At 63.7% G+C, this 23,157-nt stretch carries 21 protein-coding genes and 1 pseudogene; 7 read left to right on the top strand and 15 right to left on the bottom strand.

Annotation, left to right across the window (positions count from 1 at the left end; genetic code table 11):
• Window positions 1–30 precede the first annotated feature (30 nt).
• Genes F3H96_RS16510 through F3H96_RS16500 form a run of 3 tightly spaced genes read left to right on the top strand, consistent with a single transcriptional unit; the run spans window position 31 to window position 3,692 of the window.
• A complete protein-coding gene (locus F3H96_RS16510) occupies window positions 31–2,106 on the top strand; it encodes a prolyl oligopeptidase family protein (RefSeq protein WP_149802779.1) in 2,076 nt (691 codons plus the stop codon).
• Between the two features lie 32 nt (window positions 2,107–2,138).
• Complete coding sequence (locus tag F3H96_RS16505) at window positions 2,139–2,261, top strand: hypothetical protein (protein WP_041003987.1); 123 nt, start codon at window positions 2,139–2,141, stop codon at window positions 2,259–2,261.
• 51 nt (window positions 2,262–2,312) lie between these two features.
• A complete protein-coding gene (locus tag F3H96_RS16500) occupies window positions 2,313–3,692 on the top strand; it encodes an aspartate aminotransferase family protein (RefSeq protein WP_149802778.1) in 1,380 nt (459 codons plus the stop codon).
• A gap of 473 nt (window positions 3,693–4,165) precedes the next feature.
• Here the strand turns inward: F3H96_RS16500 and mmsB are convergent, their stop codons facing one another.
• The 3 genes from mmsB to F3H96_RS16485 all read right to left on the bottom strand — a co-directional run bounded on the left by mmsB (window position 4,166) and on the right by F3H96_RS16485 (window position 6,708).
• A complete protein-coding gene (gene mmsB / locus F3H96_RS16495) occupies window positions 4,166–5,050 on the bottom strand; it encodes a 3-hydroxyisobutyrate dehydrogenase (protein ID WP_149802777.1) in 885 nt (294 codons plus the stop codon).
• 92 nt (window positions 5,051–5,142) lie between these two features.
• Window positions 5,143–5,511: a four helix bundle protein gene (locus tag F3H96_RS16490; RefSeq protein ID WP_149802776.1), complete on the bottom strand. Its 369-nt coding sequence runs from the start codon at window positions 5,509–5,511 to the stop codon at window positions 5,143–5,145.
• A 27-nt stretch (window positions 5,512–5,538) separates the two neighbouring features.
• A complete protein-coding gene (locus F3H96_RS16485) occupies window positions 5,539–6,708 on the bottom strand; it encodes an isobutyryl-CoA dehydrogenase (protein WP_149802775.1) in 1,170 nt (389 codons plus the stop codon).
• Between the two features lie 138 nt (window positions 6,709–6,846).
• On the opposite strand from F3H96_RS16485, the gene F3H96_RS16480 reads away from it, so the two are divergent.
• Window positions 6,847–7,452: a dimethylsulfonioproprionate lyase family protein gene (locus tag F3H96_RS16480; protein WP_149802774.1), complete on the top strand. Its 606-nt coding sequence runs from the start codon at window positions 6,847–6,849 to the stop codon at window positions 7,450–7,452.
• Window positions 7,452–8,927: a cobyric acid synthase gene (locus tag F3H96_RS16475; RefSeq protein WP_149802773.1), complete on the top strand. Its 1,476-nt coding sequence runs from the start codon at window positions 7,452–7,454 to the stop codon at window positions 8,925–8,927. Before F3H96_RS16480 ends, F3H96_RS16475 begins: the two co-directional genes overlap by 1 nt.
• Before the next feature lie 301 nt (window positions 8,928–9,228).
• On the opposite strand, the gene F3H96_RS16470 is transcribed toward F3H96_RS16475, so the two are convergent.
• The 4 genes and pseudogenes from F3H96_RS16470 to F3H96_RS16455 form a co-directional block, all read right to left on the bottom strand.
• Window positions 9,229–9,648 (bottom strand): VOC family protein, encoded by a 420-nt coding sequence (locus F3H96_RS16470; protein ID WP_149802772.1) that lies wholly within the window; start codon window positions 9,646–9,648, stop codon window positions 9,229–9,231.
• Window positions 9,649–9,720: 72 nt separating this feature from the next.
• Window positions 9,721–10,554, bottom strand: a pseudogene (locus F3H96_RS16465) (helix-turn-helix domain-containing protein).
• A gap of 163 nt (window positions 10,555–10,717) precedes the next feature.
• Window positions 10,718–10,888, bottom strand: a complete 171-nt coding sequence (locus tag F3H96_RS16460; protein ID WP_149802771.1) for a hypothetical protein — start codon at window positions 10,886–10,888, stop codon at window positions 10,718–10,720.
• A gap of 52 nt (window positions 10,889–10,940) precedes the next feature.
• Window positions 10,941–11,726, bottom strand: coding sequence for a TSUP family transporter (locus F3H96_RS16455; RefSeq protein ID WP_149802770.1), 786 nt, complete (start codon window positions 11,724–11,726; stop codon window positions 10,941–10,943).
• A gap of 105 nt (window positions 11,727–11,831) precedes the next feature.
• Between F3H96_RS16455 and F3H96_RS16450 the strand changes: the two genes are divergently transcribed.
• Complete coding sequence (locus tag F3H96_RS16450) at window positions 11,832–12,263, top strand: TerB family tellurite resistance protein (protein ID WP_149802769.1); 432 nt, start codon at window positions 11,832–11,834, stop codon at window positions 12,261–12,263.
• Between the two features lie 14 nt (window positions 12,264–12,277).
• Here the strand turns inward: F3H96_RS16450 and F3H96_RS16445 are convergent, their stop codons facing one another.
• The 5 genes from F3H96_RS16445 to F3H96_RS16425 all read right to left on the bottom strand — a co-directional run bounded on the left by F3H96_RS16445 (window position 12,278) and on the right by F3H96_RS16425 (window position 18,821).
• Window positions 12,278–13,900: a dipeptide ABC transporter ATP-binding protein gene (locus F3H96_RS16445; RefSeq protein WP_149802768.1), complete on the bottom strand. Its 1,623-nt coding sequence runs from the start codon at window positions 13,898–13,900 to the stop codon at window positions 12,278–12,280.
• A complete protein-coding gene (locus F3H96_RS16440) occupies window positions 13,897–14,766 on the bottom strand; it encodes an ABC transporter permease (protein ID WP_149802767.1) in 870 nt (289 codons plus the stop codon). The genes F3H96_RS16445 and F3H96_RS16440 overlap by 4 nt, the downstream gene beginning before the upstream one ends.
• On the bottom strand, window positions 14,763–15,710 hold the full coding sequence (locus F3H96_RS16435; protein ID WP_149802766.1) for an ABC transporter permease: 948 nt from the start codon (window positions 15,708–15,710) through the stop codon (window positions 14,763–14,765). Before F3H96_RS16435 ends, F3H96_RS16440 begins: the two co-directional genes overlap by 4 nt.
• Before the next feature lie 249 nt (window positions 15,711–15,959).
• Complete coding sequence (locus F3H96_RS16430) at window positions 15,960–17,438, bottom strand: ABC transporter substrate-binding protein (protein WP_149802765.1); 1,479 nt, start codon at window positions 17,436–17,438, stop codon at window positions 15,960–15,962.
• 105 nt (window positions 17,439–17,543) lie between these two features.
• A complete protein-coding gene (locus F3H96_RS16425) occupies window positions 17,544–18,821 on the bottom strand; it encodes an acetylornithine deacetylase/succinyl-diaminopimelate desuccinylase family protein (protein WP_149802764.1) in 1,278 nt (425 codons plus the stop codon).
• A 257-nt stretch (window positions 18,822–19,078) separates the two neighbouring features.
• Here F3H96_RS16425 and F3H96_RS16420 point away from each other — a divergent pair, with 257 nt between their 5' ends.
• Window positions 19,079–19,510, top strand: coding sequence for a L,D-transpeptidase (locus tag F3H96_RS16420; RefSeq protein WP_149802763.1), 432 nt, complete (start codon window positions 19,079–19,081; stop codon window positions 19,508–19,510).
• Between the two features lie 68 nt (window positions 19,511–19,578).
• Here the strand turns inward: F3H96_RS16420 and F3H96_RS16415 are convergent, their stop codons facing one another.
• The 3 genes from F3H96_RS16415 to F3H96_RS16400 form a co-directional block, all read right to left on the bottom strand.
• Window positions 19,579–20,571, bottom strand: coding sequence for a lipid A biosynthesis lauroyl acyltransferase (locus tag F3H96_RS16415; RefSeq protein ID WP_149802762.1), 993 nt, complete (start codon window positions 20,569–20,571; stop codon window positions 19,579–19,581).
• A 223-nt stretch (window positions 20,572–20,794) separates the two neighbouring features.
• Window positions 20,795–21,823, bottom strand: a complete 1,029-nt coding sequence (locus F3H96_RS16405; protein ID WP_149802760.1) for a zinc-binding dehydrogenase — start codon at window positions 21,821–21,823, stop codon at window positions 20,795–20,797.
• A gap of 37 nt (window positions 21,824–21,860) precedes the next feature.
• Window positions 21,861–23,132: a beta-ketoacyl-ACP synthase gene (locus F3H96_RS16400; RefSeq protein ID WP_149802759.1), complete on the bottom strand. Its 1,272-nt coding sequence runs from the start codon at window positions 23,130–23,132 to the stop codon at window positions 21,861–21,863.
• Window positions 23,133–23,157: the final 25 nt, after the last annotated feature.

The following is a 23,157-nucleotide window of genomic DNA, read 5'->3' as shown; positions in this document are numbered from 1 at the left end:
GCACCGAGCATGACGAATTTTGGAGACCAGATGACCCAATCGAGCGCACAAAAGCAGCCGGCTTCGGCCGATAGCACTGAAGATCCCTTCCTCTGGCTGGAGGATCGCAACGGCAAGGAAGCGCTGGACTGGGTTCGTCGCCAAAATGCGCTGACGGTCGCCGAATTGCAGGGCGATCCTTCCTATCAGGCGACCTTCGAAACCGCGCTCGACCTGATGACGGCCGAGGACAATATTCCGGTCGGGGCGGCGCTGGCCGGCTACGTCTATAATTTTTGGCAGGACAAGACCAACGCGCTCGGCCTGTGGCGGCGCACGCTTGTCGCTTCCTACAAGACCGACAGACCGGATTGGGAGACGATCATCGATTTCGATCAGCTCTCGGCGAAGGAAGGGGTCAAGTGGGTGTTCGGCGGCGCAAGCCGGCTCTATCCCGATTTCAACCGCTGCCTGCTCTACATGTCGCCTGACGGCGGCGACGCCAACGAGATGCGCGAATTCGACATCGCGACGAAAACCTTCGTCGAGGATGGGTTTCGCGCGCCGGCCTCCAAGTCGGGCTTCTCCTGGCTGGACAAGGACACGGTGATCGTCTCGGCGGCTTTCGAGGAGGAAGACAAGACCCAGTCCGGCTATCCGCGCGTGATCAAGCTCTGGCGACGCGGCACGAAGCTGGAGGAGGCGACGCCGATCTTCGAAGGCGAGAAGCACGACCTCGCGGTCGGCGGCGGCGCCGAATATGACGGCGACAAGCGGCGTGTGCTGCTCGGCAAGACCATCGATTTCTTTACCTCGCACAGTTTTCTGCGGCTGGTTTCGGGGGAGAACAGGCGCATTCCTTTGCCCGACGACGCCACCGACACGGCGATTTTCAAGGGCCAGCTCATCTTCGGCGTGCGCAGCCCCTGGACGGCGCCCGACGGCACGCGCTGCCTGCCTGACGGGCTCTACTCGGTCGATTTCGACCGCTGGATCGAAACGGGTGCGTTCGAACCGATCGAGACGCTGCTCAAACCCGAGCACCGCGTTTCCATTGCGGGTCTGGCCAGGACGCAGGACCGGCTGTTCATCAACCTGATGGACAATGTGCGCGGCAAGGTCATCGCCTGCGACCGCACCGCCGATGGCTGGGCGCTGAGGCCGGTGGCGCTGCCCGAGAACGGCAATGTCGGCATCAGCCATGTCGAGCATTTCGGCTCGAGCGTCTCCTTCTCCTTCACCGATTTCCTGACACCGAGCTCGATCGTCTGGTCGGACGACAATGGCGAGACGCTGCAAACGGTGAAGTCGCAGCCGGCTCGCTTCGATGCCTCGCCTTATGTGTCGGAGCAGTTCGAGGCGCGATCGAGGGACGGCACGATGATCCCGTATTTCGTGGTGCGGCGCCGCGACCAGAAGGAGCCGGTGCCGGCGCTGCTCTATGGCTATGGCGGCTTCGAAGTGCCGCTGCTGCCGGGCTATGCCGGCATTCGCGGCAAGCTGTGGCTGGACAAGGGCAACGCCTATGTCCAAGCCAACATCCGCGGTGGCGGCGAGTTCGGACCGGCCTGGCACCAGGCGGCGCTCAAGGACAAGCGCCAGAACGCCTTCGACGATTTCGCCGCGGTGGCGCAGGATGTGGTCCGGCGCGGCATCACCACGGCCGCGCAGCTCGGTATCCAGGGCGGCTCCAACGGCGGCCTGCTCACCGGCGTCTCGCTGACGCAGCGGCCGGACCTGTTCGGCGCCGTCATCATCGACGTGCCGCTGCTCGACATGCTGCGCTATACCGAATTGCCGCCCGGTGCTTCCTGGATCGCCGAATATGGCGACCCGTCGAAGCCGGAGGAGGCGGCCTGGCTCAGCGCCTATTCGCCTTACCAGCACGTCGCGGCGAATGTTGCCTATCCTCCGGTGCTCTTGATGACCTCGACCGCCGACGACCGCGTCCACCCCGGCCATGCGCGCAAGATGGCCGCGCGGCTGCAGGAGGCAGGTCACGGCGGGACGATATTCTTCGAGGAGACCGAGGGCGGCCATGGCGGGCGCGGCGACCGCCGGCCCCAAGCGGCACAGACGGCGATGCGCTACATGTTCCTGCAGCGGGCGCTGACCGGAACGGCTTGAATTCCAGGCCTCAGGCGGCATAAGCTGCCGCCATGATCCGCTTCAGCACATCTGGCGCCTTCGGGGTCGCGGTGACGCCGTCGCCGCGCACCCTGCGCGCCGAGCTTTTGCGGCTGTGTGCCCGCATCGGCTATTCGCCGCCTGCCTTCCTCTGACGAATCCACCCCGGCCGTTGCCGGATTGATTCAAGAGGAAAGATCAAACCCATGACCTATCAGAACTATTCGCTGAAGCAGCTTCAGCAGATCGATGCCGCGCATCACCTTCATCCCTTCACCGACCACAAGGAACTGCGCGAAGCGGGCTCCCGCATCATCACCCGCGCCAGAGGGCCGTTCATCTACGATGCGGACGGCACCGAAATCCTCGACGGCATGGCTGGCCTTTGGTGCGTCAATGTCGGCTATGGCCGCGACGAACTGGCCGAGGCGGCGTACGCGCAGATGAAGGAGCTGCCTTACTACAACTCCTTCTTCAAATGCTCGACGCCGACGCCGGTGCTCTTGTCCAAGAAGCTGGCGGAACTGGCGCCCAAGCATGTCAGCCAGGTTTTCTACGGCTCGTCCGGGTCGGAAGCCAACGACACGGCGCTACGGCTCGTGCGCCACTATTGGGCGCTCGAGGGCAAGCCCGAGAAGAACCGCATCATCTCGCGCAAGATGGCTTATCACGGCTCGACGATCGCCGGCACGTCGCTCGGCGGCATGGAGCCGATGCACAAGCAGCTCGGCGGTGCGGTGCCCAATATCGTCCATGTGATGATGCCTTATGCCTATGAGCTCGCGCTGCCCGGCGAAAGCGACCATGATTTTGGCATCCGCGCGGCGAAGGCGGTCGAGGACGCGATCCTCGAAGCCGGCGCCGACAAGGTAGCCGCCTTCATCGGCGAGCCGGTGATGGGCGCCGGCGGGGTGAAGATCCCGCCGATGAGCTACTGGCCGGAAGTGGAGCGCATCTGCCGCAAATACGATGTGCTGTTGATGCTCGACGAGGTCATCACCGGCTATGGCCGCACCGGCGAATGGTTCGGGGCGCAGACTTTCGGGATCGAGCCCGACACCATCACCACCGCCAAGGCGCTGACCTCGGGCTACCAGCCGCTGTCGGCGCTGCTGGTCGGCGACCGTTTGGCCAAGACGCTGGTCGAGAAGGGCGGCGAGTTCTACCACGGCTATACCTATTCCGGTCATCCGGTAGCCTGCGCGGTGGCGCTCAAGAACCTCGAGATCATCGAGAAGGAAGGACTGGTCGAGCGGGTCAAGCACGACACCGGGCCCTATTTCGCACAGGCGCTGCAGGAGCGGATCGCAGGGCACCGGCTGGTCGGCGAGGTGCGTTCGATCGGCCTGATGGGTGCGATCGAGATCGTCAAGGACAAGGCGACCAAGGAACGCTATTTGCCGTCGGGAAGTGCCGCGGTCGTCGTTCGCGACCACGCGATCGCGCATGGCATGATGCTGCGGGCAACCGGCGACACGATGATCCTCTCGCCGCCGCTGATCTGGACGCGCGAGACGATCGACATGGCTTGCGATCGCATCGCCAAGGCGCTCGATCTCGCGGACGCGGATTTGCGCAAGCGCTGACGAGGCGAAACGGAGCCAGTCGTCATTCTATGGCGGAGCAAGGAGCGAAGCGACACGCGCAGACCATAGAATCCATGCCGTGACCTCCGCCGAGGGGTGCAGGGGAGCAGAATTCTGTGCCGTTGCAGAGCTTCGAAGTCACGGCATGGATTCCAGGGTCTCCGCGATGGAGCTTCGCTCCTGCTGCGCCCTGGAATGACGAAGTTTGCGACGTCCTCAAAACGCAAAAACCGCGTTCCGACGGGAACGCGGCTTTGCCAGATACACATGGCATTTCGCTACAAGAATACTTGCGAAACTTACGGGCTCCGGTACGCGAGACCTGATCCGGAGCGCCGGGCGGACGCGATGTCCGCCTCGCTGTCCGTTTTAAAGGCACATCGTTACCGGTGAGTTAGCGAGACCTTAAGCAAATCTAAATTTGCCGGCTTCGTACGGGCGGTCGATCAAGATAACCTTTGAAAAGCAGTGGCTTACGCCAAGTTGCCGCGCAGGAAATTAATAATGCCGGAAAAATCGGCGCCTGCGTGTCCTTGCGCATTGAACAAGGCATAAAGCTGGGTGGCTTCGGCGCCGAGCGGGGTCGCGGCGCCCGCGCTCTGCGCGGCTTCCTGCGACAATTTCAGGTCTTTCAGCATCAGGGCCGCGGCAAAGCCCGGCTTATAGTCGCGGTTGGCCGGCGAGGCCGGAACAGGACCGGGCACCGGGCAATAGGTGGTGAGCGACCAGCACTGACCCGACGAGGTGGAGGCGACGTCGAACAGCGCCTGATGCGACAGGCCGAGCTTTTCGGCCAGCACGAAAGCTTCGGCGACGCCGATCATCGAGATGCCGAGAATCATGTTGTTGCAGATCTTGGCGGCCTGGCCGGCGCCGTCGTCGCCGCAATGGACGATGCGCCCGGCCATCGGCTTGAGGATCGGCTCGGCAGCGGCAAAGGCCTCGTTCGACCCGCCCGCCATGAAGGTCAGCGTGCCGGCCGCAGCGCCGCCGGTGCCGCCGGAGACGGGCGCGTCGATCGACGGCAGGCCACGCTTCGCAGCAATCGCATGCGCCTTGCGCGCCGATTCGACGTCGATCGTCGAGGAATCGATGAACAGCGTGCCCTTCTTTGCCCTGGGCGTGATGTTTTCGTAGACCGACAGCACATGCTTGCCAGCGGGCAGCATGGTGATGACCACGTCGGCGTCTTTCACTGCGGAAACCGCATCGGCCATGACCGTTACGCCGTGGTCCCTAGCGACGGCGAGATTTTCCGGCATCAGGTCGAATCCGTTAACGGCATGCCCCGCCTTGACGAGGTTGGCGGCCATGGGATTGCCCATGTTGCCAAGGCCGATGAAGGCGATCGTTGCCATGGTAGTGCTCCGTGATTTGAGTAGGCAGCAGGCAGTAGGCAGTAGGCAGTAGGCAGTAGGCAGTAGGCAGTAGGCAGTAGGCAGTAGGGGATCTATTCAGGTGCGAGCTTGATAATAAGCTGGCGAAGCATTTTTCCGATGGCTTCTGTGGCTGACAGCATATGATGAATCTTATCACGAGTGGCCAGGCCGATGCGTTCAGCGATCTGGAGGTGCGTCTCGAGCTCCTTTAGAGAGCCTTGGGCTATCCTGAGAAACTGCTGATAAGAGCCGGTGTTATCTCGGCCGTAACCCTCCGCAATGTTTGCGGCGATAGATGTGGCTGAGCGGCGAATTTGGCTGGTCAGCCCATACAATTCCTCTTTTGGCCATGCCTTGGTCAACGAGTAGGTAGCGGCAGCCAAATCCATGGCTTGCTGCCAGACGATCAAATCCTTGTACGAGTTGATCTTGCCGGTCATCTTTCCCTACTGCCTACTGCCTACTGCCTACTGCCTACCAATCAGCGAGCGCGCGATGATGACGCGCATGATCTCGTTGGTGCCTTCGAGTATCTGGTGGACGCGCAGGTCGCGCACCAGCTTCTCGATGCCATAGTCGTGCAGATAGCCATAGCCGCCGTGCAATTGCAGCGCCTGGTTGGCGATGTCGAAGCCGATATCGGTGACGAAGCGCTTGGCCATCGCCGACCATTTACCGGCGTCGGGCGCATTGCGGTCGAGTTTCGAGGCAGCGGCGTAGAGGAAGATGCGGGCCGCCTGCAGCTCCGTCTCCATGTCGGCCAGCCTGAACTGCAGCGCCTGGAACTGGTTGATCTTGGAGCCGAAGGCCTTGCGTTCAGCCGTATAGGCAAGCGCCTTGTCGAGCGCCGACTGCGCGCCGCCGAGCGAACAGGCCGCGATATTGAGCCGGCCGCCATCGAGCCCCGCCATGGCGATGCCGAAGCCGGCGCCTTCGGTCGCAAGGAGATTTTCCACCGGCACCTTGCAGTCCTCGAAGATGACCTGGCGGGTCGATTGCATGTGCCAGCCCATCTTGTGCTCGTTGGCGCCGAAGGACAGGCCCGGTGCATCCTTGGGCACGACGAAGGTCGAAATGCCTTTCGGGCCGTCGCCGCCGGTGCGCGCCATGACGACATACAAGTCGCTATCGCCGGCGCCGGAGATGAACTGCTTGGCGCCGTTCAAGACATAGTCGCCGCCACTCTTCGCCGCCCGCGTCTTCAGCGCGGCGGCATCCGAACCCGAGCCGGGCTCGGTCAGGCAATAGCTCGCCAGCCATTCCATCGACGTCAGCTTCGGCAGGAAGCGCTGGCGCTGCTCGTCGCTGCCGAAGCGGTCGATCATCGAGGCCGCCATGTTGTGGATCGAAATGAAGGAGGAGAAGGCCGGGTCGGCGTGGGCGAGTGCCTCGAAGATCAGCACGGCATCGAGCCGTCCCAGCGCCGAGCCGCCGACGTCGTCGCGAACATAGATGCCGCCGAGGCCGAGCGGCCCCGTCTCGCGGATCACATCGGCGGGAAAGTGCTTTGCCTTGTCCCAGTCGAGCGCGTTGGGCGCGACGCGATCCGCCGCGAAGGCCTGGGCCATCTCCTGGATGGCGCGCTGTTCCTCGTTGAGTTCGAATTGGCCAACGCCCGCATCGACTGCCGCGTCCATGGCGTGCTCCCTGTCGTTCCAGGCCTTCTGGCCTGTCGTTTTTGGCTTTGCGCGCCGTTCAATCTAGACCAATGATGCCGCCGCGCAACCCGGCCTCCTGCGGACCGGCTGTGCATCGATTGATCAACGGAGCCTTGCGTGCCGACAATTTTCGATGAGTTGCTGGACCGGTTCCACGCCTATCTGGCCGGCTTCGACGGCGCGCTGGTTGTGGACGAAGTCGCGCGCATTGGCTGGGACATGCCTGCCCGTTCTCTCGAACCGCGCGCGCTTGGCTGCCTTGGCCATCTCGACCGCATTGCCGAGCTTGCATCGGCGGACACCAAGCCGCTCGCCCAGTTCGTTGCCGACCATCGGGCTGCGTTGCGTTGGGGGCAAACCTATACCGCCGCCGATTTCGGCCAGGGCTTCGTCGACAATTACGGTTGGCTGGAAGTGTTCGGCACGCGCGGGCATTTCGTCAATGAAGAGGTCGCGGCCGGGCTGCTGATCCTCGGGCCGGACATCGTCTATCCCGACCATCACCACATCGCTGAGGAAATCTACATCGCGCTCACCGGCGGTACGGAATGGCGGATGGGCGAGGGAAGCTTTCATACGCGCGATGCCGGCGAGATCATCCACCACGCCTCCAATGTCAGCCATGCCATGCGCACGGGAACGGAGCCGCTGATGGCGCTCTATCTCTGGCGCGGCGGCCCGCTGGCGCAGAAATCGACAATCGGCTCAGGAGGCCGAGGCTGATGGCCAAGGCGATCATGCTGCAGGGCACCGGCTCGGATGTCGGCAAGACCGTGCTGGTGGCAGGGCTTTGCCGGGCTGCGAAAAAGCGTGGGCTGAAAGTCAGGCCGTTCAAGCCGCAGAACATGTCGAACAATGCCGCCGTCGCCGATATTCCCGGCGGCGATAAGGCCGGCGAGGGCGAGATCGGCCGCGGGCAATGGCTGCAGGCGCTGGCCTGCGGTGTGCGGCCAACCGTGCATATGAATCCGGTGCTGCTCAAGCCGCAGAGCGATATCGGCTCGCAGGTGGTGGTGCAGGGCAAGGTGTTCGGCGAGGCGCGGGCGCGCGATTACCAGGCCATGAAAGCCGGACTGATGGACGCGGTGCTCGATTCCTGGGCCAAAGTGGGCGAGGGCGCCGACCTGGTCATCGTCGAGGGCGCCGGCTCGCCGGCCGAGATCAACCTGAGGAGCCGCGACATCGCCAATATGGGCTTTGCGACGCGCGCCAATGTACCGGTGATCCTGGTCGGCGACATCGATCGCGGCGGCGTCATTGCTGCCGTAGCCGGCACGCATCTCATCCTGCCGGAGGAGGACCGGCGCATGATCGCCGGCTATCTGATCAACAAGTTCCGCGGCGATGTCTCGCTGTTCGACGAAGGCATTAAGGCAATCGATAAATTCACCGGCTGGCGCTGCTTCGGCGTCGTGCCGTGGCTGAAGGCGGCCGGGCGGCTACCATCCGAGGATTCGGTGGTGCTCGAGCGCCTTGCTTCCGGCGAGAAGCGGGCGCTGAAGGTGGCGGTGCCGATGCTCGCGCGCATCGCTAATTTCGACGACCTCGATCCGCTCAAAGCCGAGCCGCAGGTCGAGGTGGTGTTTGTGCCGTCGGGCAAGAAGTTGCCCGAAGATGCCGGGCTGGTGGTCATCCCCGGCTCGAAATCGACCATCGGCGACCTGATGAAATTTCGCGAGAATGGCTGGGACCGCGATCTTGCCGCCCATCGCAAGCGCGGCGGCCATGTCGTCGGCATCTGCGGCGGTTACCAGATGCTCGGCCGCATGGTGCGCGATCCCGACGGCATCGAAGGCAGCGCGACCGAGGCCGAAGGCCTCGGGCTGCTCGACATCGAAACGGTGATGGAGCCTGAGAAGACCGTGCGCAATTCAAGCGCGCATTCGGTGCAGTTCGGCCTGCCGCTCGAGGGCTACGAAATCCATCTCGGCCGCACAACCGGCCCGGACACGGCGCGGCCGTCGGCGATCCTCAACGGCGTCGAGGACGGCGCGGTTTCCGCCGACGGCAAGGTGATCGGCACCTACCTGCATGGGCTGTTTTCCGCCGACGCTTTTCGCTCCGCTTACCTTGCGAGCCTCGGCGTCAAGGGAGGCGGCATCGACTACCGCGCCGAGGTCGAGAACGCGCTGGACGAGGTTGCGGCCGAGTTGGAGAGGTATCTGGACTGCGATGCGATTTTCGCGCTGGCGCGCTAACTGCTCGATGCTGAAGGTTGACGGCGACTTTACTGCATTGATGGAGCCGCTGCCTTGGCGGTTGGCTGGAACGCCCGTCCCGTCGTCATCCACGGCGGAGCAAGGAGCGAAGCGACGCGGCCCGAGGATCCATTCCGTGACGCTAAGGCGTTGCTACCGTGCAGAATTCTGCTCCGCTGCGCCCTTCGATCGAGGTCACGGAATGGATCCTCGGGTCCACGCGTCCGCTTCGCTCCCGCTCCGCCCGTGGATGACGAAGTTCAGATGCCTTCGCCAACCTTGAACGCTGGCGATGACAGAGCTACGCCTTCTCCGCGGCCTTCGGCCAATAGGTGCCGAAGGACCAGACGTTGCCTTCCGGGTCGAGGCAGATGAACTCGCGGCTGCCGTGGTCGCGGTCGACCAGTTCCTGGACGATCCTGGCGCCGGCCTTCTTCGCCCTCGCATAGGCGGCGTCAGCGTCATCGACGGCGATGTAGATAGACTTGCCGCCGCCGCCGCTTGGATCGCCGACCATCTTGCCGTAATCGTCGTCGCGCGCGCTGCCCAGCATGATCATCGAGGAGCCGAAGGTCAGTTCGGCGTGGTGGACCATGTCGCCCTCGCCATGGCGGGCGCGCAGTTCGAAACCGAAGGCTTCGCAGAGCCAGTCGATCATCTTGGCGGCGTTCCTGTAGCGCAGGGCGGGATAAATACGGGGTGCTTCCGTTGCCGTGGGCATGACGATCTCCTCGTTTGGGTCGATAAACCCAGTGTCGACCACGGCCGCCCTGGCGTCTTGAAGAAATGTTACCTACGCCGACGCCGCCAGCCCGGTCGGCGTCTCGCCGGCAAGCTGACGGAATTCGCGTACCAGATGCGCCTGGTCGGCATAGCCGCAATCGGCGGCGATGCCGGCCCAGTCGTCGCCCTGCCGCTTGGATAGCGAGAGCGCGCGGTTGAAGCGCACGATGCGCGACAATGTCTTTGGCCCGATACCGATCGCGTCGGTGAATTTTGCCGCAAGATGCTTGCGGCTCCAGCCGATCTCGCGGGCGAGCACCGCAATGCGCGTGCGGCCGCCGGAGGCTACGACGGTCCTATAGGCCCAGGCGATTTCGGGTGAAAGGGCGTTCGCCTCGGCAAGGCGGCCGGCGATATAGTTTTCGGCAATGTCGAAGCGCGCCTGTCAACCCGTTGCCTCGCCAAGCCGTTCGCGCAGCGCGATGCCGTCAAGGCCCAGCGCATGGTCCAACCCGACCATGCGATCGCGCAACTCGCTCATCGGCAGGCCGAAGAATTGCCTTGCGCCGAGCGGCGTGAAATTGACCTGGACACAGCAGCAGCCGCCAAAGGATTCGATCATCACCGGGCCGGCATAGAGGCCGGCGGCGAAGCTGGCGTAGCGATCGTTGTCGGCCGGGGCATGGCCGAGCCCGATGGCGAAGGGGTCGGCGAAGCTGATTACCAGCGGCACGGTGAGCGAGGCATATTCGACGATGCGGAAATGGCCGGGCATGGTCTCGCGATAACCGCAGATATCCGTGACGATGCCGGCAAGCGAAGCAGCGGGCTTGCGCCGGACCATCTCGAAATGGAGGGCCGGCGAGCTGTTGTCCTGTCGATGGCGTTCTGTCTCGTCGGACATTTCGTAAGCCTAGCAGAACACGTTCTCAAAAATCAAAAGCGCCCGGCAGGGCCGGGCGCTTCGAGTTGCCTGAGATTGTCTAAAGTGATCAACGCAATTCCGGACGGAAGGCTACGGCGAAGTCGCCGAGCCTAAACGCTGCACACTTTTCCTGGAATTGCTTTCAAGCGCCGCGCATCAGGCAGCCGGCGGCCAGCACGATGTAGGCGATGAGCATGATCCACACCGCCGCGAGAGGAATAAATGCAAGAAGGCCAAGAGCGGCGAGAAGGCCGATGATGGCGATGACCAACGAAATAATGAACACGAGTTGAGTAGGTGCACTGAGATTCATGTCCGGTTCCCTCCAACATGATTCGCACAACGGGAGTCTACCAGCAGGAGCCTCACGCACCAATGAGCTGGCGTAAGGGATTGGCCGGGTCGGAAAGCAGCTTCACCGCCAGCGCCACGCACACGATCACCAGCAGCGGCTTGATGAGTTTCGCGCCGATCCGGATGGCGAGGCTGGCGCCGACACGGGCGCCGATGAACTGCGCCACGCCCATCATCAAGCCGATCCTCCAATCGATGACGCCGACGGCGGCGAAGACGACGAAGCCGCCGATGTTGGAGGCGAAATTGAGCAGCTTGGTGTGCGCCGTGGCCTTGAGCACGCCATAGCCGGCCAAGGTGACGAAGGCGAGCATGTAGAAGGAGCCGGCGCCGGGACCGAAGACACCGTCATAGAAGCCGACCAGCGGCGGGATGATCACCCCGAACAGGAAAGGCGACAACCGCTCGGCGCGGTCGATGTCGTCCATATTCGGCTTCAGCGCGAAATAGAGCGCGATGGCGATCAGAAGCAGCGGCAGCAGGGCGCGCAGGAAATCACCCGGAACGACCGTCGCCAACAGGGCGCCGACCGCGCCGCCGACAAGCGCCAGCAGCGCCGACGGCAACTGGCGGCGCAGGTCGACTTGGCCGTTGGCGGCATAATGAATGGTGGCCGAGCCGGAACCGAACATGCCCTGCAGCTTGTTGGTGCCGAGCGCGGCGACCGGCGAAAAGCCGGCGAGCAGCAAAGCCGGAATGGTGATCAGCCCGCCGCCGCCGGCGATCGAATCGACAAAGCCGGCGGCAAAGGCGGCGGCGATGAGCATGAGGACGGTTTGCAGGGTAAGGTCGATCATCAGGCGAGGTCATTGCGAGGAGAACCGCCGCTTGCATCACGCCTGCCCAGTTTGCGCAAGAGCGATTCCACGCTAACAATCAACCGGAAACGCAAAGGGAGCTTGGTGGTGATGGCGCTGCTCGACCAGATACGTTCGATCTTCGACGGTGACCCAGGTGTGCGCAAGGTGGCAGACGATCCGGTGCTGTCGGCGGAATTGCTGATGCTGTTCCGCATGATCCTGGCCGACGGTTCCGTCTCGGAAAGCGAGATGGTTGTCTTCCGCCGCATCTGCAAGGAAGCCTTCGGCATCCCGGAGACCAGCATCGACAGCGTCATCGAATATCTCAACGACTATGGCTATGAGACCAACGGCTCGCAGGCGATCGCGCTGTTCCGCGACCTCGATGTCGAGCGCCGAAAGCTGCTTGCGCGCCACATGGCCGAAATCGCCAAGGCCGATTCGAAGCTGGCGGAGAGCGAAGTCCGGCTGCTGCGCCGCACGCTCGATCTGCTCGATATCAGTCCGGTCGATGTGGTGAGGCCGGAGGGCTGAGAGCCCGCGGTCTTTCACCCCTGTTCCTGCAAGCGTCGGGCGATCGCACGATGAAGATCGGGCGCCGCCGCGACAAGCGCTCGCGCGGGTTCCGAGCGGGGATGGTCGAGCACATCGCCGGTGCGGCCACGCTCGACGATCCTGCCCTCATGCATGACCAGCACCTCGTCCGCCATGGCGCGGGCGACGGTCAGGTCGTGGGTAATGAAGAGATAGGCGATGCCGAGCTTCTGGTTGAGCTCGGCGAAGAGATCGAGGATCTGGGCGCGGATCGAGACATCCAGCGCCGAGACCGGCTCGTCGGCAACCACCAGCTTCGGGCGGGTGATGATGGCGCGGGCGATCGACAGGCGCTGGCGCTGGCCGCCCGAGAATTCATGCGGATATTTGTCCATGTCGCGTGGACCGAGCCCGACTTCATCGAGCGCGTGCGCGACCATCTCGCGGCGCTCGGCCGTGGCCGGCTGCTTTTCCAGAAGATGCAGCGGCTCGGCTACCAGTTTCTCCACCTTGTGGCGCGGGTCGAAGGAGCCGTAAGGGTCCTGGAACACGACCTGCATGTCGCGCCGGGCCGGCCTAAGCGCCGGCTCCGGCTTGCCGGTGATGGTCTCGCCGCGAAAGCGGATCGTGCCGGCCGTCGGCTTGTCCAATGCGAGGATCATGCGGGCAAGCGTAGACTTGCCGCAGCCCGAGCGGCCGACGAGCGCCACCGATTGGGCAGGCTCGATGGTGAGCGAGACATCGTCGACGGCGCGGATCGGCTGCGCCGGCCGGAACAGGGACATGCGTCGTCCCGGATAGTCCCGGCCGACGCCTTCGACTTCGAGCAACGGTTTTGCCGACCCCGCAAGGTGCGGTTTCGGGCGCGCCGGCACATGCATGGAGGCCAGCGCAAGCTCGCGCGTGTAAGGATGCGATTGTTGCGACAGCGTGCGCGCCGTGTCGCCCGCTTCCATCACCTCGCCGTGGCGCAGGATGGTCAGGCGATCGGCCATCTCGGTCACCACGGCAAGGTCGTGCGAGATGAGCAGAAGACCCATGCGGTTTTCGCCGACCAGATCGCGCAGAAGATCGAGGATCTGCGCCTGCAGCACCACGTCGAGCGCCGTCGTCGGCTCGTCCGCGATCAGCAGTTTCGGTTTCAGCGCGCAGGCAATGGCAATGACGACGCGCTGGCGCTGGCCGCCGGAAAGCTCGTGCGGGTAGCGGGACAGCGGGAATTTGGCTTCCGGCAACCCCACGCGGTCGAGGATTTTTCGCGCGCGTTCCTCGGCTTCGGCGCGGCCGGCCCTGGTGTGCCAGCGAATCCCTTCGGCGACCTGTTCGCCGATGGTCTTGACCGGATTGAGCGCCGTCATCGGCTCCTGGAAAACCATGCCGATGTCGTCGCCGCGCAACGCGCACATCTGGTCCTCGGTAGCGGCGAGGATGTCGATGCCGTCGAAGGCGACGCGGCCCTCGGCGCGCGCCAGATGCGGCAGCAACCGCATGATTGTCAGCGCCGTCATCGATTTGCCGGAGCCGGATTCTCCGACCAGGCCGACAACCTCGCCCGGCGCGATCGTCAGCTCGACGCCTTTGAGGATTGGTGTGTCGCCGATCGTCAGCGACAGGTTGTCGATCTCGAGCAGGTTCATCCGCGCCGCCGCGATTTCGGATCGAGGATGTCAGCGATGCCGTCGCCGAGCAGGTTCAGCCCGAGCACGGTGATGACGATCGCCATGCCCGGAAAGATCGCCATCCAGGGCGCGGTCACCATGCGCGTCTGCGCGTCGAACAGCATGCGGCCCCAGCTCGGCATCGGCGGCTGGGCGCCGAGGCCGACATAGGAAAGCCCGGCTTCGGCCAGGATGCCCAGCGCGAACTGGATCGTGCCCTGGACCAGAAGCAGCGTCGCGACGTTGGGCAGGATGTGCTCGATGCTGATGCGCGTCATTCCCTTGCCGGCGGCGCGCGCGGCAAGGATGAATTCGCGCGGCCAGATGGCCAGCGCGCCGGCGCGGGCCACGCGGGCAAAAACCGGGATGTTGAAGATGCCGATGGCGATGATGGCGTTGACGGCGCCCGGACCGAAGATCGCGGTGATCATGATCGCCGAAAGCAACGCCGGAAAGGCGAAGACGAGATCGTTGACGCGCATCAGCGCCTCGTCCGCCATGCCGCCGCGCGCGGCGGCGAAGGCGCCAAGCGGCACGCCGATGCCCATGCCGATGCCGACGGCGACCAGCGCCACGGCGATCGAATTGCGGGCGCCGACCATGATCATCGACAGGATGTCGCGGCCGAAATGGTCAGTGCCGAACCAATGCGCCAGGGAGGGCGCCTGCGTCTTGTCTGCGATCACCAGCCTGGTGACGTCGTAGGGCGTCCACAGGAAAGAGAGCAAGGCGATTGCGGCAACCAGCAGAGTGATGACCAGACCGGTCAGGAAGGAGCGATTGCCGAAGGCTTTTGCCAATACGCCCGCAAGCGTTTCGTCAGGCAGGTCGACACGCATGGTCATCGGCGGCCTCGCAGGCGCGGGTCGACGATGGCGTAGGAGAAATCGACGATGAGGTTGATGAGGATCACGGCGGCAACCAGCAGCATGACGATGCTCTCGACCACGATCAGGTCGCGCTGGGTGATGGCCTGGAAGATCAGCCTGCCGAGGCCAGGCAGGTAAAAGACGTTCTCGATGATGATGGTGCCGGCGAGCAGGAAGGCGAATTGCAGGCCGAGGATGGTGAGCACGGGAATCATTGCGTTGCGCAGCGCGTGCCGCCAGAGCACGGCGCGGTAGGGCAGGCCCTTGGCGCGCGCGGTGCGGATATAGTCCTCGTTGAGCACCTCGATCAGCGCCGAGCGGGCGACGCGCGCCAGGATCGCCGCCTGCGGCAACGCAAGGGCGATGGCCGGCAGCAGCAGAGATTTCAACGCCGTCCAGACGCCTGCATTCCAGCCCGGAAAGCCTCCGGCCGGCACCAATCGCAGCCAGACGGCGAAGAGATAGATCAGCATCAGCGCAAACCAGAAATTCGGTACGGCGACGCCGAGCTGGGCTGCACCCATGGCAAGCGTGTCGCCGGCTTGGCCCTGGCGGCTGGCGGAGAACACGCCGACCGGAATGGCGATGACGGTCGAAAGCGCCAGCGCAATCAGCGCCAGCGGCAGGGAAACGGCAATGCGCTCGCGCACGAGGTCGATGACAGGCACCGAATAGGTGTAGGAGCGGCCGAAATCGAGGCTGACCAGCCCGCCCGCCCAGTGCAGATAGCGCAGCGCCACCGGCGCGTTCAGCCCCATCTGGTTGCGCAGCAGCTCAACCTGGTCGGCGCTGGCATTCAAGCCAAGCATCAAGCGTGCCGGGTCGCCGGGCAGGACCTCCATGACCGCGAATACCACCATCGAGGCCAGCACCAGGGTGAGGGCGGCGATGATCAGGCGCTTGAGGAGATAGGCGGTCATGAGAGGCGAACTCGCGAGAGTTCGTCATCCTGGGGCGAAGCAGGAGCGAAGCGACGTCGCGGAGACCCCAGGATCCATGCCGTGACGTGGACCGAAGAGCGCAACGGCCCAGAACAAACGCTGTCTCGCTCTGCCTGCGTCCACCTCAATTCTGCACCGCTGCGGTCCTCATAGGTCACGGAATGGATCCTAGGGTCTACGCAGCCGCTGCGCGTCTGCTTCGCCATAGGATGACGACTTGGACGATCCTCAATCCGTCCACTTCACCTTGGTCAGGTCATTGGCCGGGATCGGCGCGTTCTCCCAAAGGCCTTGCAGCTTGCCGTCCCAGACCCCGACCTTCGGCAATTCGTAAAGAAAGCCGACCACCGCGTCGTCGGCGAGGATCTTCTGCGCCTCGGCGTATAGTTCCTTGCGCCTGGCCTCGTCCGACGTCAGCTCCAGATCGGCGATGACTTTGTCGAAGGTCGGATTGTCGTAGTTGAAGTAGTAGCCCTTGCGCGAATAGATATCGATGTCGTTCGGCTCGGTGTGCGAGACGATGGTAAGGTCGTAGTCCTTCTTGGTAAAGACCTGGTCCAGCCATTGCGCCCATTCGACCGGAATGATCTCAAGATCGATGCCGACGTCGCGCAATTGCGACGCGATGATCTCGCCGCCAAGCCGGGCATAGGACGGCGGCGGCAGCTTCAGCGTCGCCTTGAAGCCGTTTTCGAGGCCGGCCTGCTTGAGCAGTTCCTTGGCCTTCGCCACATCGTGCGGGTAGCGGCCGGTGAGATCGACATAGTATTTGTTGGCCGGCGACATATGCGAGCCGATCGGCAGGCCGAGGCCGGCCGAGGCGCCGTCGATGATCGCCTTGCGGTCGAGGGCGTAGGAGATCGCCTGGCGCACCTGCAGCTTGTCGAAAGGCGGCTTCTGGTTGTTGATCGACAGGATCGTCTCGCCTTCCGTCGAGCCCACGACGACCTTGAAGCGCGGGTCGTCCTTGACCTGCGAGACGCTGTCCGGATCGAAGAACGGGAAGGCCTGGATGTCGCCGGAAAGCAGCGCCGGCACGGCCGCCGCGGCATCCGGCACGACGCGGAACTCGACCTTGTCGAGAAAGACAGGGTCGCCCCAGTAGCTGTCCGATTTCACCAGCGTGATCGACGAACCCTTGGCCCAGTTCTGAAACTTGAAGGGGCCGGTGCCGATGGGCTTTTCCTTGTTGGTGTCGGCGGATTTCGGCGACACGATCACAGCGTCGCCCCAGCCCATATTGTAGAGGAAGGAGCCCTGTGGGTGCGTCAGCGTGACCTTCACGGTCGCGGGGTCGACCACCTCGACCTTGTCGATGGCCGCGAACAATTGCTTTTGCGCGTTCACAGAATCTTTTGCGCGGGCGCGGTCGAGCGAGAATTTCACGTCCTCGGCGCTGAAGTTGGCCCCATCATGGAATTTCACGCCGGTGTGCAGCTTGAAGGTATAGACCTTGCCGTCATCCGAGATGGTCCAGCTTTCTGCGAGATCCGGTAGCACCTCGCTATTCGGGCCGATACGGGTCAGGCCCTCGAAGACGTTGGCGTAGGTGACTTCGCGGATCGCCGCGGCGGCGCCCGCCGTCGGGTCGAGATGCGGGGGTTCGAGCGGGATGCCGATGACCAGATCGGTGCGTGCGGCAAAGGCCGACGTGGCGGCGGCAAGCGACAGCAGCGCCGCGGCCAGGATGGTCTTCCACAGTTTCATCGCTGAACTCCCATTGCTCAAGCTGGCGGATAGAAGCGTGATTTGGCGTGCGAGTAAATTGCGTTTCGTGCTGCTGGACGGTTCCTGGAGGAATGTTTTTCCCGCTCAGTCGGTCGTACCTCTCAGCAAAATGTTGAGGCCGATCGCCATCACCTTGGCCGATTCCACCATGTCATCGATGCCCACCCATTCGTCCGGTCTATGCGCAAGGTCGAGAATGCCCGGACCGTAAGCGATGCAGTCGTAGAGATGGCCGATGCGGGCGACGTGCTTCTGGTCGTAGGTGCCGGGCGAGATCACGTAATCGGGCTCGCGGTCGAACACCTCCATGATGCCTTTGGCGACGGCCTTCACCACCGGTGCGTCGCGCTCGGTCATCAGCGGCAGCACCTCCATCAGGTCGCGGATCTCGTAGTCGAATTTATTCCGCTCACGCTTCAGCCGCTCGAGGATGCCGGTTACTTCGCCTTTGACGGTGGCGATGTCCTCTTCGAGCAGGAAGCGCCGGTCGATGGTGAGCCGGCAGGAATCCGGCACATTGGGCGAAGGGAGCCCCGGTCGGAAATCCTCGGTCTGGCCGCCATGGACGGAATTGATGTTCATGGTCGAGCGCCTGGCGCCTTCCGGCACCACCGGCATGCGCGTCATCTTGCGGTCGAGCGCCGGGAACAGTTCGTCCTCGAAGGCCTGCAGGACGGCGCCCATATGGCGCACCGCATTGTCGCCGAGGAACGGCATAGAGCCATGCGCGATCTCGCCCTTGGTCTCGATCTCGGCCCACCAGACGCCGCGATGGCCGAGGCAGATGCGGTCCTTGTTGAGCGGCTCCGGGATGATGACGTGGTCGACCTTCGGCTTCGAGAAATAACCGAGCCTTGCCAGATGGGCGACGCCGCCGAAGCCGCCCGATTCCTCGTCCGCCGTGCCCGATATTTCGATGGCGCCGGGGAAGTCGGGATAGGCTTCCAAGAAGGCCTCCGCGGCGATAACCGACGCGGCCAGCCCGCCTTTCATGTCGCAGGCGCCACGCCCATAGACGCGCCCGTCTTTGACCACGCCGGCGAAGGGATCGACGGTCCAGCCATCGCCGGCTTCGACCACGTCGATGTGCGAGTTGAAATGCACGCACGGCCCCGGCGAGCGGCCATCGATGCGGGCGACGACATTGACGCGCGGATAGCGGTCGCTGTCGCCGGGCGCGCCCTCGGCCCGGACAAACTCGGTCTCGAAGCCGAGTTTCTTGAGACGCGCACCCAAAAACTCGGCGCATGGCCGGTAGGCCTCGCCCGGCGGATTGACGGTCGGGAAGCGGATCAGATCCGCGGTCAGCGCAACGAGGTCGTCGACCCGGTTCTCGACCGCCGTGAGAAGTCGTTCATTCATTTGCGGATTGAAGAAGGAACTTGGCGCTTTTGCAAGCAACCAGTCGCGCATTGCCACACGACGATCTACGCATGGCCCAACCCCTTGCCTAAACCTGTGAGGGTGGGTGTCGTGGTGGCAACTATACCGGGAAATCGTTCAAATTCGTCGCATTGGATTGGCGGAATCATCAAGGAGTGTGTGGTACTTAACGCACCTGCCGGCAAAATGATGGAAAACCGCGTGAATGGCAGGGGGCATCAAAGGGGTTTGATCGCATGAAAAAGTTTGTTCTCATGGCAGCCGTGCTGGCAACCGCGTTGTTCGGCACGTCGATCGCCAGTCGGGCGGCGACGCTGGTCGCCAATATCGACGTCTCGTCGCAGACCATGACGGTCAGCAAATACGGTCAAGTCCTCTACCGCTGGAACGTGTCGACCGCGCGCAGGGGCTACTTCACGCCGCGCGGCAGCTACCGGCCGCAATGGACCGCCCGGATGTGGTATTCGCGCAAATATGACAATTCGCCGATGCCCTATTCGGTGTTCTTCCACGGCGGCTACGCCATTCACGGCACCGGGTCGATACGAAATCTAGGGCGCCCCGCCTCGCATGGCTGCGTGCGCCTGCATCCGGCCAATGCCGCGACCTTCTATGCGATGGTCAAGGAAGTCGGCTTCGGCAACACGCGGATCGTCGTCGCCAACTGAACGTGGGCGGCAGGCCGGCTGTTCCGGACGGAAGGCTACGGCGCGGCGCCGAGCCCAACCATTTCACGCTATTGGCTGGCCATCGCGGTCGCCCGTCCGCGCTTGCGGCGCCGGCCGCTGATTTCCCAGCGCTTGTGGAACCACATCCACTGTCCGGGATCCTCGCGCACCCAGCGCTCGACCACATCGGTGAGAAGCTGCGTGGTGGCATCGACGTCGACGCTGCCGTCTTCGGTGCGCGGCAAGGCCAGCTTGTCCTCGATTTCCAGGCGGAAGCGGTTGCCCGGCAACCTGACGCAGCGGGCTGGGTAGACATCGCAGTCGTAATGGCGGGCCAGCATGCCAAGCATCGGGTTGCTCTGGCACGGGCGGCCGAAGAAAGTCGTCTCCACACCGCCTGAAAATTTCTGATCGACCAGCACGCCGATATTGCCGCCGTTATCCAGGATGGCGGCAAGGGCGAACGACGCGCCGGTAGAGGAGGGGAGCAGGCCGCCCATCGAGGAGCGGCGCGTCGAGTGGATGTAGTCGGCGAGGTAGGGGTTGTTCGGCGGCCGAAACAGCGCGGTGATTTTCATGCCGAAGGTGGCGGCGGCCACCGGCAGCAGCTCGAAATTGCCGAGATGGCCGGTGAACAGGATATGCGGCTTCTTCTCGCCGGCGATCTCGACGAAATGCTCGATGCCGCGAACCTCGACCCGGCCCGGCTTCGAAGCGTTCGGATCGAAGTCGAACAGCGCGTCGAGGAAGATGTACTCGGCCGCGAGGCGAGCCATGTTGCCCCACATGTCGAGCGCGATGGCTTCGATGTCGGCGTCGCTCTTTTCCGGATAAGCAAGGCGCAGATTGTCGACCGCCACGCGGTGACGTCCGACCATCGGGCCGATGCGGCGGGCGGCGCGGTCGGCGAAGTTGAGCGCGCTGTCCGGCGGCAACAGTCGCAGCAGCGAGAGCAACACCATGGCGAGCCTGGCGACCAGCCAGTGCTCCATCTGGCGCAGCCGCCGGCCGTAGCGGAACATGAAGTCCCGGCGGGCTTTCCTGAACACTTTGCCGACCATCCGCTGCTAGAGCGTTTCACCGTTTCTCGGAAACGATGAAAGGCTCTCTATCTCCTTGTCTTGACGCTATTCCTGACGGAAAACCGCTTCACACTTTTCCTGGAATTGCTCTAGAGCATGATGCCGAAAAGTGTGAAGCGGTTTCGGACGGCATCATGCTCTATCTCTTTGATTTAGAGCCGGATTCAGATTTCAGGTCGACTCGACCTGAAATCATCCGGCTCTAGGAAACGCGCAGGATGATCTTGCCGAACACGTCGCGGCCTTCCATGCGCTTCAGCGCCGCATCGATGTCGTCGAAACCCACCTCGGTGTCGATCACCGGGACAACCAACCCGGCCGCCATCTTCTGCATGGCGTTTGCCATGTTCTCCATGCGGCAGCCGAAGGAACCGAGCAGCTTCAGCTGCTGCTGGAAGAGTTGCATCAGATTGATTTGCGTCGAAACGCCCGAGGTCGAGCCGCAGGTGACAAGGCGGCCGCCGCGCTTCAGGCACAGCATCGAGCCGGCAAATGTGTCGGCGCCGACATGCTCGAACACGACGTCGACGCCTTTTTTCTTCGTCAGCTTGCGCACTACGCCTTCGAAACGGTCCTCGCGATAGTTGATGACGTGGTCGGCGCCAAGCGCCTTCGCCTTGTCGATCTTGTCGTTCGAGCCGACGGTGGTGATGACGGTGCAGCCCAACTTCTTGGCGAGTTGGATGGCGGCAGTGCCGATGCCGGAGCCGCCGGCATGGACAAGGATGGTTTCGCTGGGTTCCAGCCTGGCATTGTCGAACAGCATGTGCTCGACCGTGCCGAAGGTGACGGGAGCGACCGCGGCGCCGATTTCCGTTACGCCGGGAGGAGCGGGCACCAGCAGGCGGGCCGGCAGGTTGATCTTTTCCTGGGCGAATCCGTCGAGGTGGAAGCCGTGGACGCCGGAAACATGCTCGCAGAGATTGTCGCGGCCTTCGCGGCAGGCGCGGCACAGCCCGCAGGTGCGCGCGCCGTAGATCGACACCAATTGTCGCGGCAAGAGGTTGGAGACGCCCGGTCCGACCGCCTCGACCTCGCCCGCGGCTTCGGCGCCGACGACCAGCGGCAGCTTGCGCTTGGCGAAAGCCATGCCGCGCCAGCCCCAGACATCGATATGATTGAGCGCCACCGCCTTGATGCGGAGCGTCACTTCGCCGAGCGAAGGCGGTGGGGGAGGTGGCAGGTCCACCGTTTCAAGGCGGCGGTCCTCGATAAGTTGCAATGCTCGCATTTGGCCTGTCGGGTTCTGTCAGAGCGGAAAAATCCGCTTAGACCGGTTCCCGCGCCATGACAAGGCAAGTGTTCTGGCCGCCGAAGCCGAAGGAATTCGACAGGACGGTGCCGACTTCGGCGTTGCGCTTCTTGTTCGGCACGACATCGAGCACGATTGCCGGATCGGGATTGTCGTAGTTGATGGTCGGCGGAATGACGCTTTCGCGCATGGTCATCAGCGAGAATGCCGCTTCGACCGCGCCGGCGGCCGACAGGGTGTGGCCGATCATCGACTTGTTCGACGAAATCGGCATCGAGCCGATCCGCTCGCCAAAGACGGTGGACAGCGACAGATGCTCCATCTTGTCGTTTTCCGGCGTCGAGGTGCCGTGCGCGTTGACGTAGTCGATCTCGTCTTCGCCGAGACCCGCATCGGCAAGGGCGGCGCGCACCGCAGCGATCGCCGGCGAGCCGTCGGGCTTGGAGCGGGTCCGATGAAAATCATCGGCCTTTTCGCCACAGCCGCGAATGATGCCCAGTATGGTGGCGCCGCGCGCGATTGCCGCCTCCAGCGATTCCAGCACCAGCGCGCCGGAACCTTCGGCCAGCACGAAGCCGTCGCGGTCCTTTGAGAAGGGCTTTGACGCCTTCTCGGGAATCTCGTTGTGGGTGGAGAGCGCCGACAGCAGCGAAAAACGGATCAGCGCCTCGGCGGTGGCCGAGCCATCGGCGCCGATCGACAGCGCCTTGTCGCACTCGCCGCGCCGAATCGCCTCGACGCCGAGCTGGATGGCGGTTGCACCCGAAGCGCAAGCGGTCGACAAGGTGATCGGCAGACCGCGCGTGCCGAAGCGGTCGGCCAGGCGGTCGGCTATGGTGCCGAACTGGGTGGTGTCGAAGATATCCAGTTCCTTCAGGCCTCGCGCGACTCTGAGCAGCCTCTCGGCGCCCGCGTCCTGCTTGTCGGAATTATAGAGCGAGAAGCGATCGGCCCAGTCGAGCTCGACCGGCGGCGATGCGAGGAACAAGGGGCCGGCGAAATCAACGGAGTCGAGCCCGGCCTCGGAAACCGCCTCCTGCGCCGCGGTCTCGGCCAGCTCATAGGTGAGGGGGCTGGCGCCCTTGGTGCTCGACGGCAGGAAATCGACCATGCCGGAGATGCGGGTATTGAGGTGATCGACCGGAAAACGGGTGATCGGATGGATGCCGGATTTGCCCGAGGTCAGCGCCGCCCAATTGTCGGCCTTGCCGACTCCGAGCGAGGTCACCACGCCGACGCCGGTAACGGCGACGATCGGCCTGCCCATATGATCGCGGAGATTGGCCATGTTGTGTCTGCCTCGGTCCAAAGCA

It is taken from the genome of Mesorhizobium sp. NFR06 (assembly GCF_900115245.1).
Classification (GTDB): domain Bacteria; phylum Pseudomonadota; class Alphaproteobacteria; order Rhizobiales; family Rhizobiaceae; genus Mesorhizobium.
Note: the sequence above shows the minus strand (reverse complement) of the source record. Positions and strands in the feature narration are given on the sequence as shown.

Bases quoted from the DNA above. Each gene is read 5' to 3' on its own strand.
- F3H96_RS16470 (WP_149802772.1), bottom strand. From the start codon at position 9,648: ATGCCCACGGCAACGGAAGCACCCCGTATTTATCCCGCCCTGCGCTAC.
- F3H96_RS16455 (WP_149802770.1), bottom strand. From the start codon at position 11,726: ATGATCGACCTTACCCTGCAAACCGTCCTCATGCTCATCGCCGCCGCC.
- F3H96_RS16430 (WP_149802765.1), bottom strand. From the start codon at position 17,438: ATGAAACTGTGGAAGACCATCCTGGCCGCGGCGCTGCTGTCGCTTGCC.
- F3H96_RS16435 (WP_149802766.1), bottom strand. From the start codon at position 15,710: ATGACCGCCTATCTCCTCAAGCGCCTGATCATCGCCGCCCTCACCCTG.
- F3H96_RS16420 (WP_149802763.1), top strand. From the start codon at position 19,079: ATGAAAAAGTTTGTTCTCATGGCAGCCGTGCTGGCAACCGCGTTGTTC.
- F3H96_RS16400 (WP_149802759.1), bottom strand. From the start codon at position 23,132: ATGGCCAATCTCCGCGATCATATGGGCAGGCCGATCGTCGCCGTTACC.
- F3H96_RS16425 (WP_149802764.1), bottom strand. From the start codon at position 18,821: ATGAATGAACGACTTCTCACGGCGGTCGAGAACCGGGTCGACGACCTC.
- F3H96_RS16460 (WP_149802771.1), bottom strand. From the start codon at position 10,888: ATGAATCTCAGTGCACCTACTCAACTCGTGTTCATTATTTCGTTGGTC.
- F3H96_RS16445 (WP_149802768.1), bottom strand. From the start codon at position 13,900: ATGAACCTGCTCGAGATCGACAACCTGTCGCTGACGATCGGCGACACA.
- F3H96_RS16510 (WP_149802779.1), top strand. From the start codon at position 31: ATGACCCAATCGAGCGCACAAAAGCAGCCGGCTTCGGCCGATAGCACT.
- F3H96_RS16405 (WP_149802760.1), bottom strand. From the start codon at position 21,823: ATGCGAGCATTGCAACTTATCGAGGACCGCCGCCTTGAAACGGTGGAC.
- F3H96_RS16505 (WP_041003987.1), top strand. From the start codon at position 2,139: ATGATCCGCTTCAGCACATCTGGCGCCTTCGGGGTCGCGGTGACGCCG.
- F3H96_RS16500 (WP_149802778.1), top strand. From the start codon at position 2,313: ATGACCTATCAGAACTATTCGCTGAAGCAGCTTCAGCAGATCGATGCC.
- F3H96_RS16485 (WP_149802775.1), bottom strand. From the start codon at position 6,708: ATGGACGCGGCAGTCGATGCGGGCGTTGGCCAATTCGAACTCAACGAG.
- mmsB (WP_149802777.1), bottom strand. From the start codon at position 5,050: ATGGCAACGATCGCCTTCATCGGCCTTGGCAACATGGGCAATCCCATG.
- F3H96_RS16440 (WP_149802767.1), bottom strand. From the start codon at position 14,766: ATGACCATGCGTGTCGACCTGCCTGACGAAACGCTTGCGGGCGTATTG.
- F3H96_RS16415 (WP_149802762.1), bottom strand. From the start codon at position 20,571: ATGGTCGGCAAAGTGTTCAGGAAAGCCCGCCGGGACTTCATGTTCCGC.
- F3H96_RS16475 (WP_149802773.1), top strand. From the start codon at position 7,452: ATGGCCAAGGCGATCATGCTGCAGGGCACCGGCTCGGATGTCGGCAAG.
- F3H96_RS16490 (WP_149802776.1), bottom strand. From the start codon at position 5,511: ATGACCGGCAAGATCAACTCGTACAAGGATTTGATCGTCTGGCAGCAA.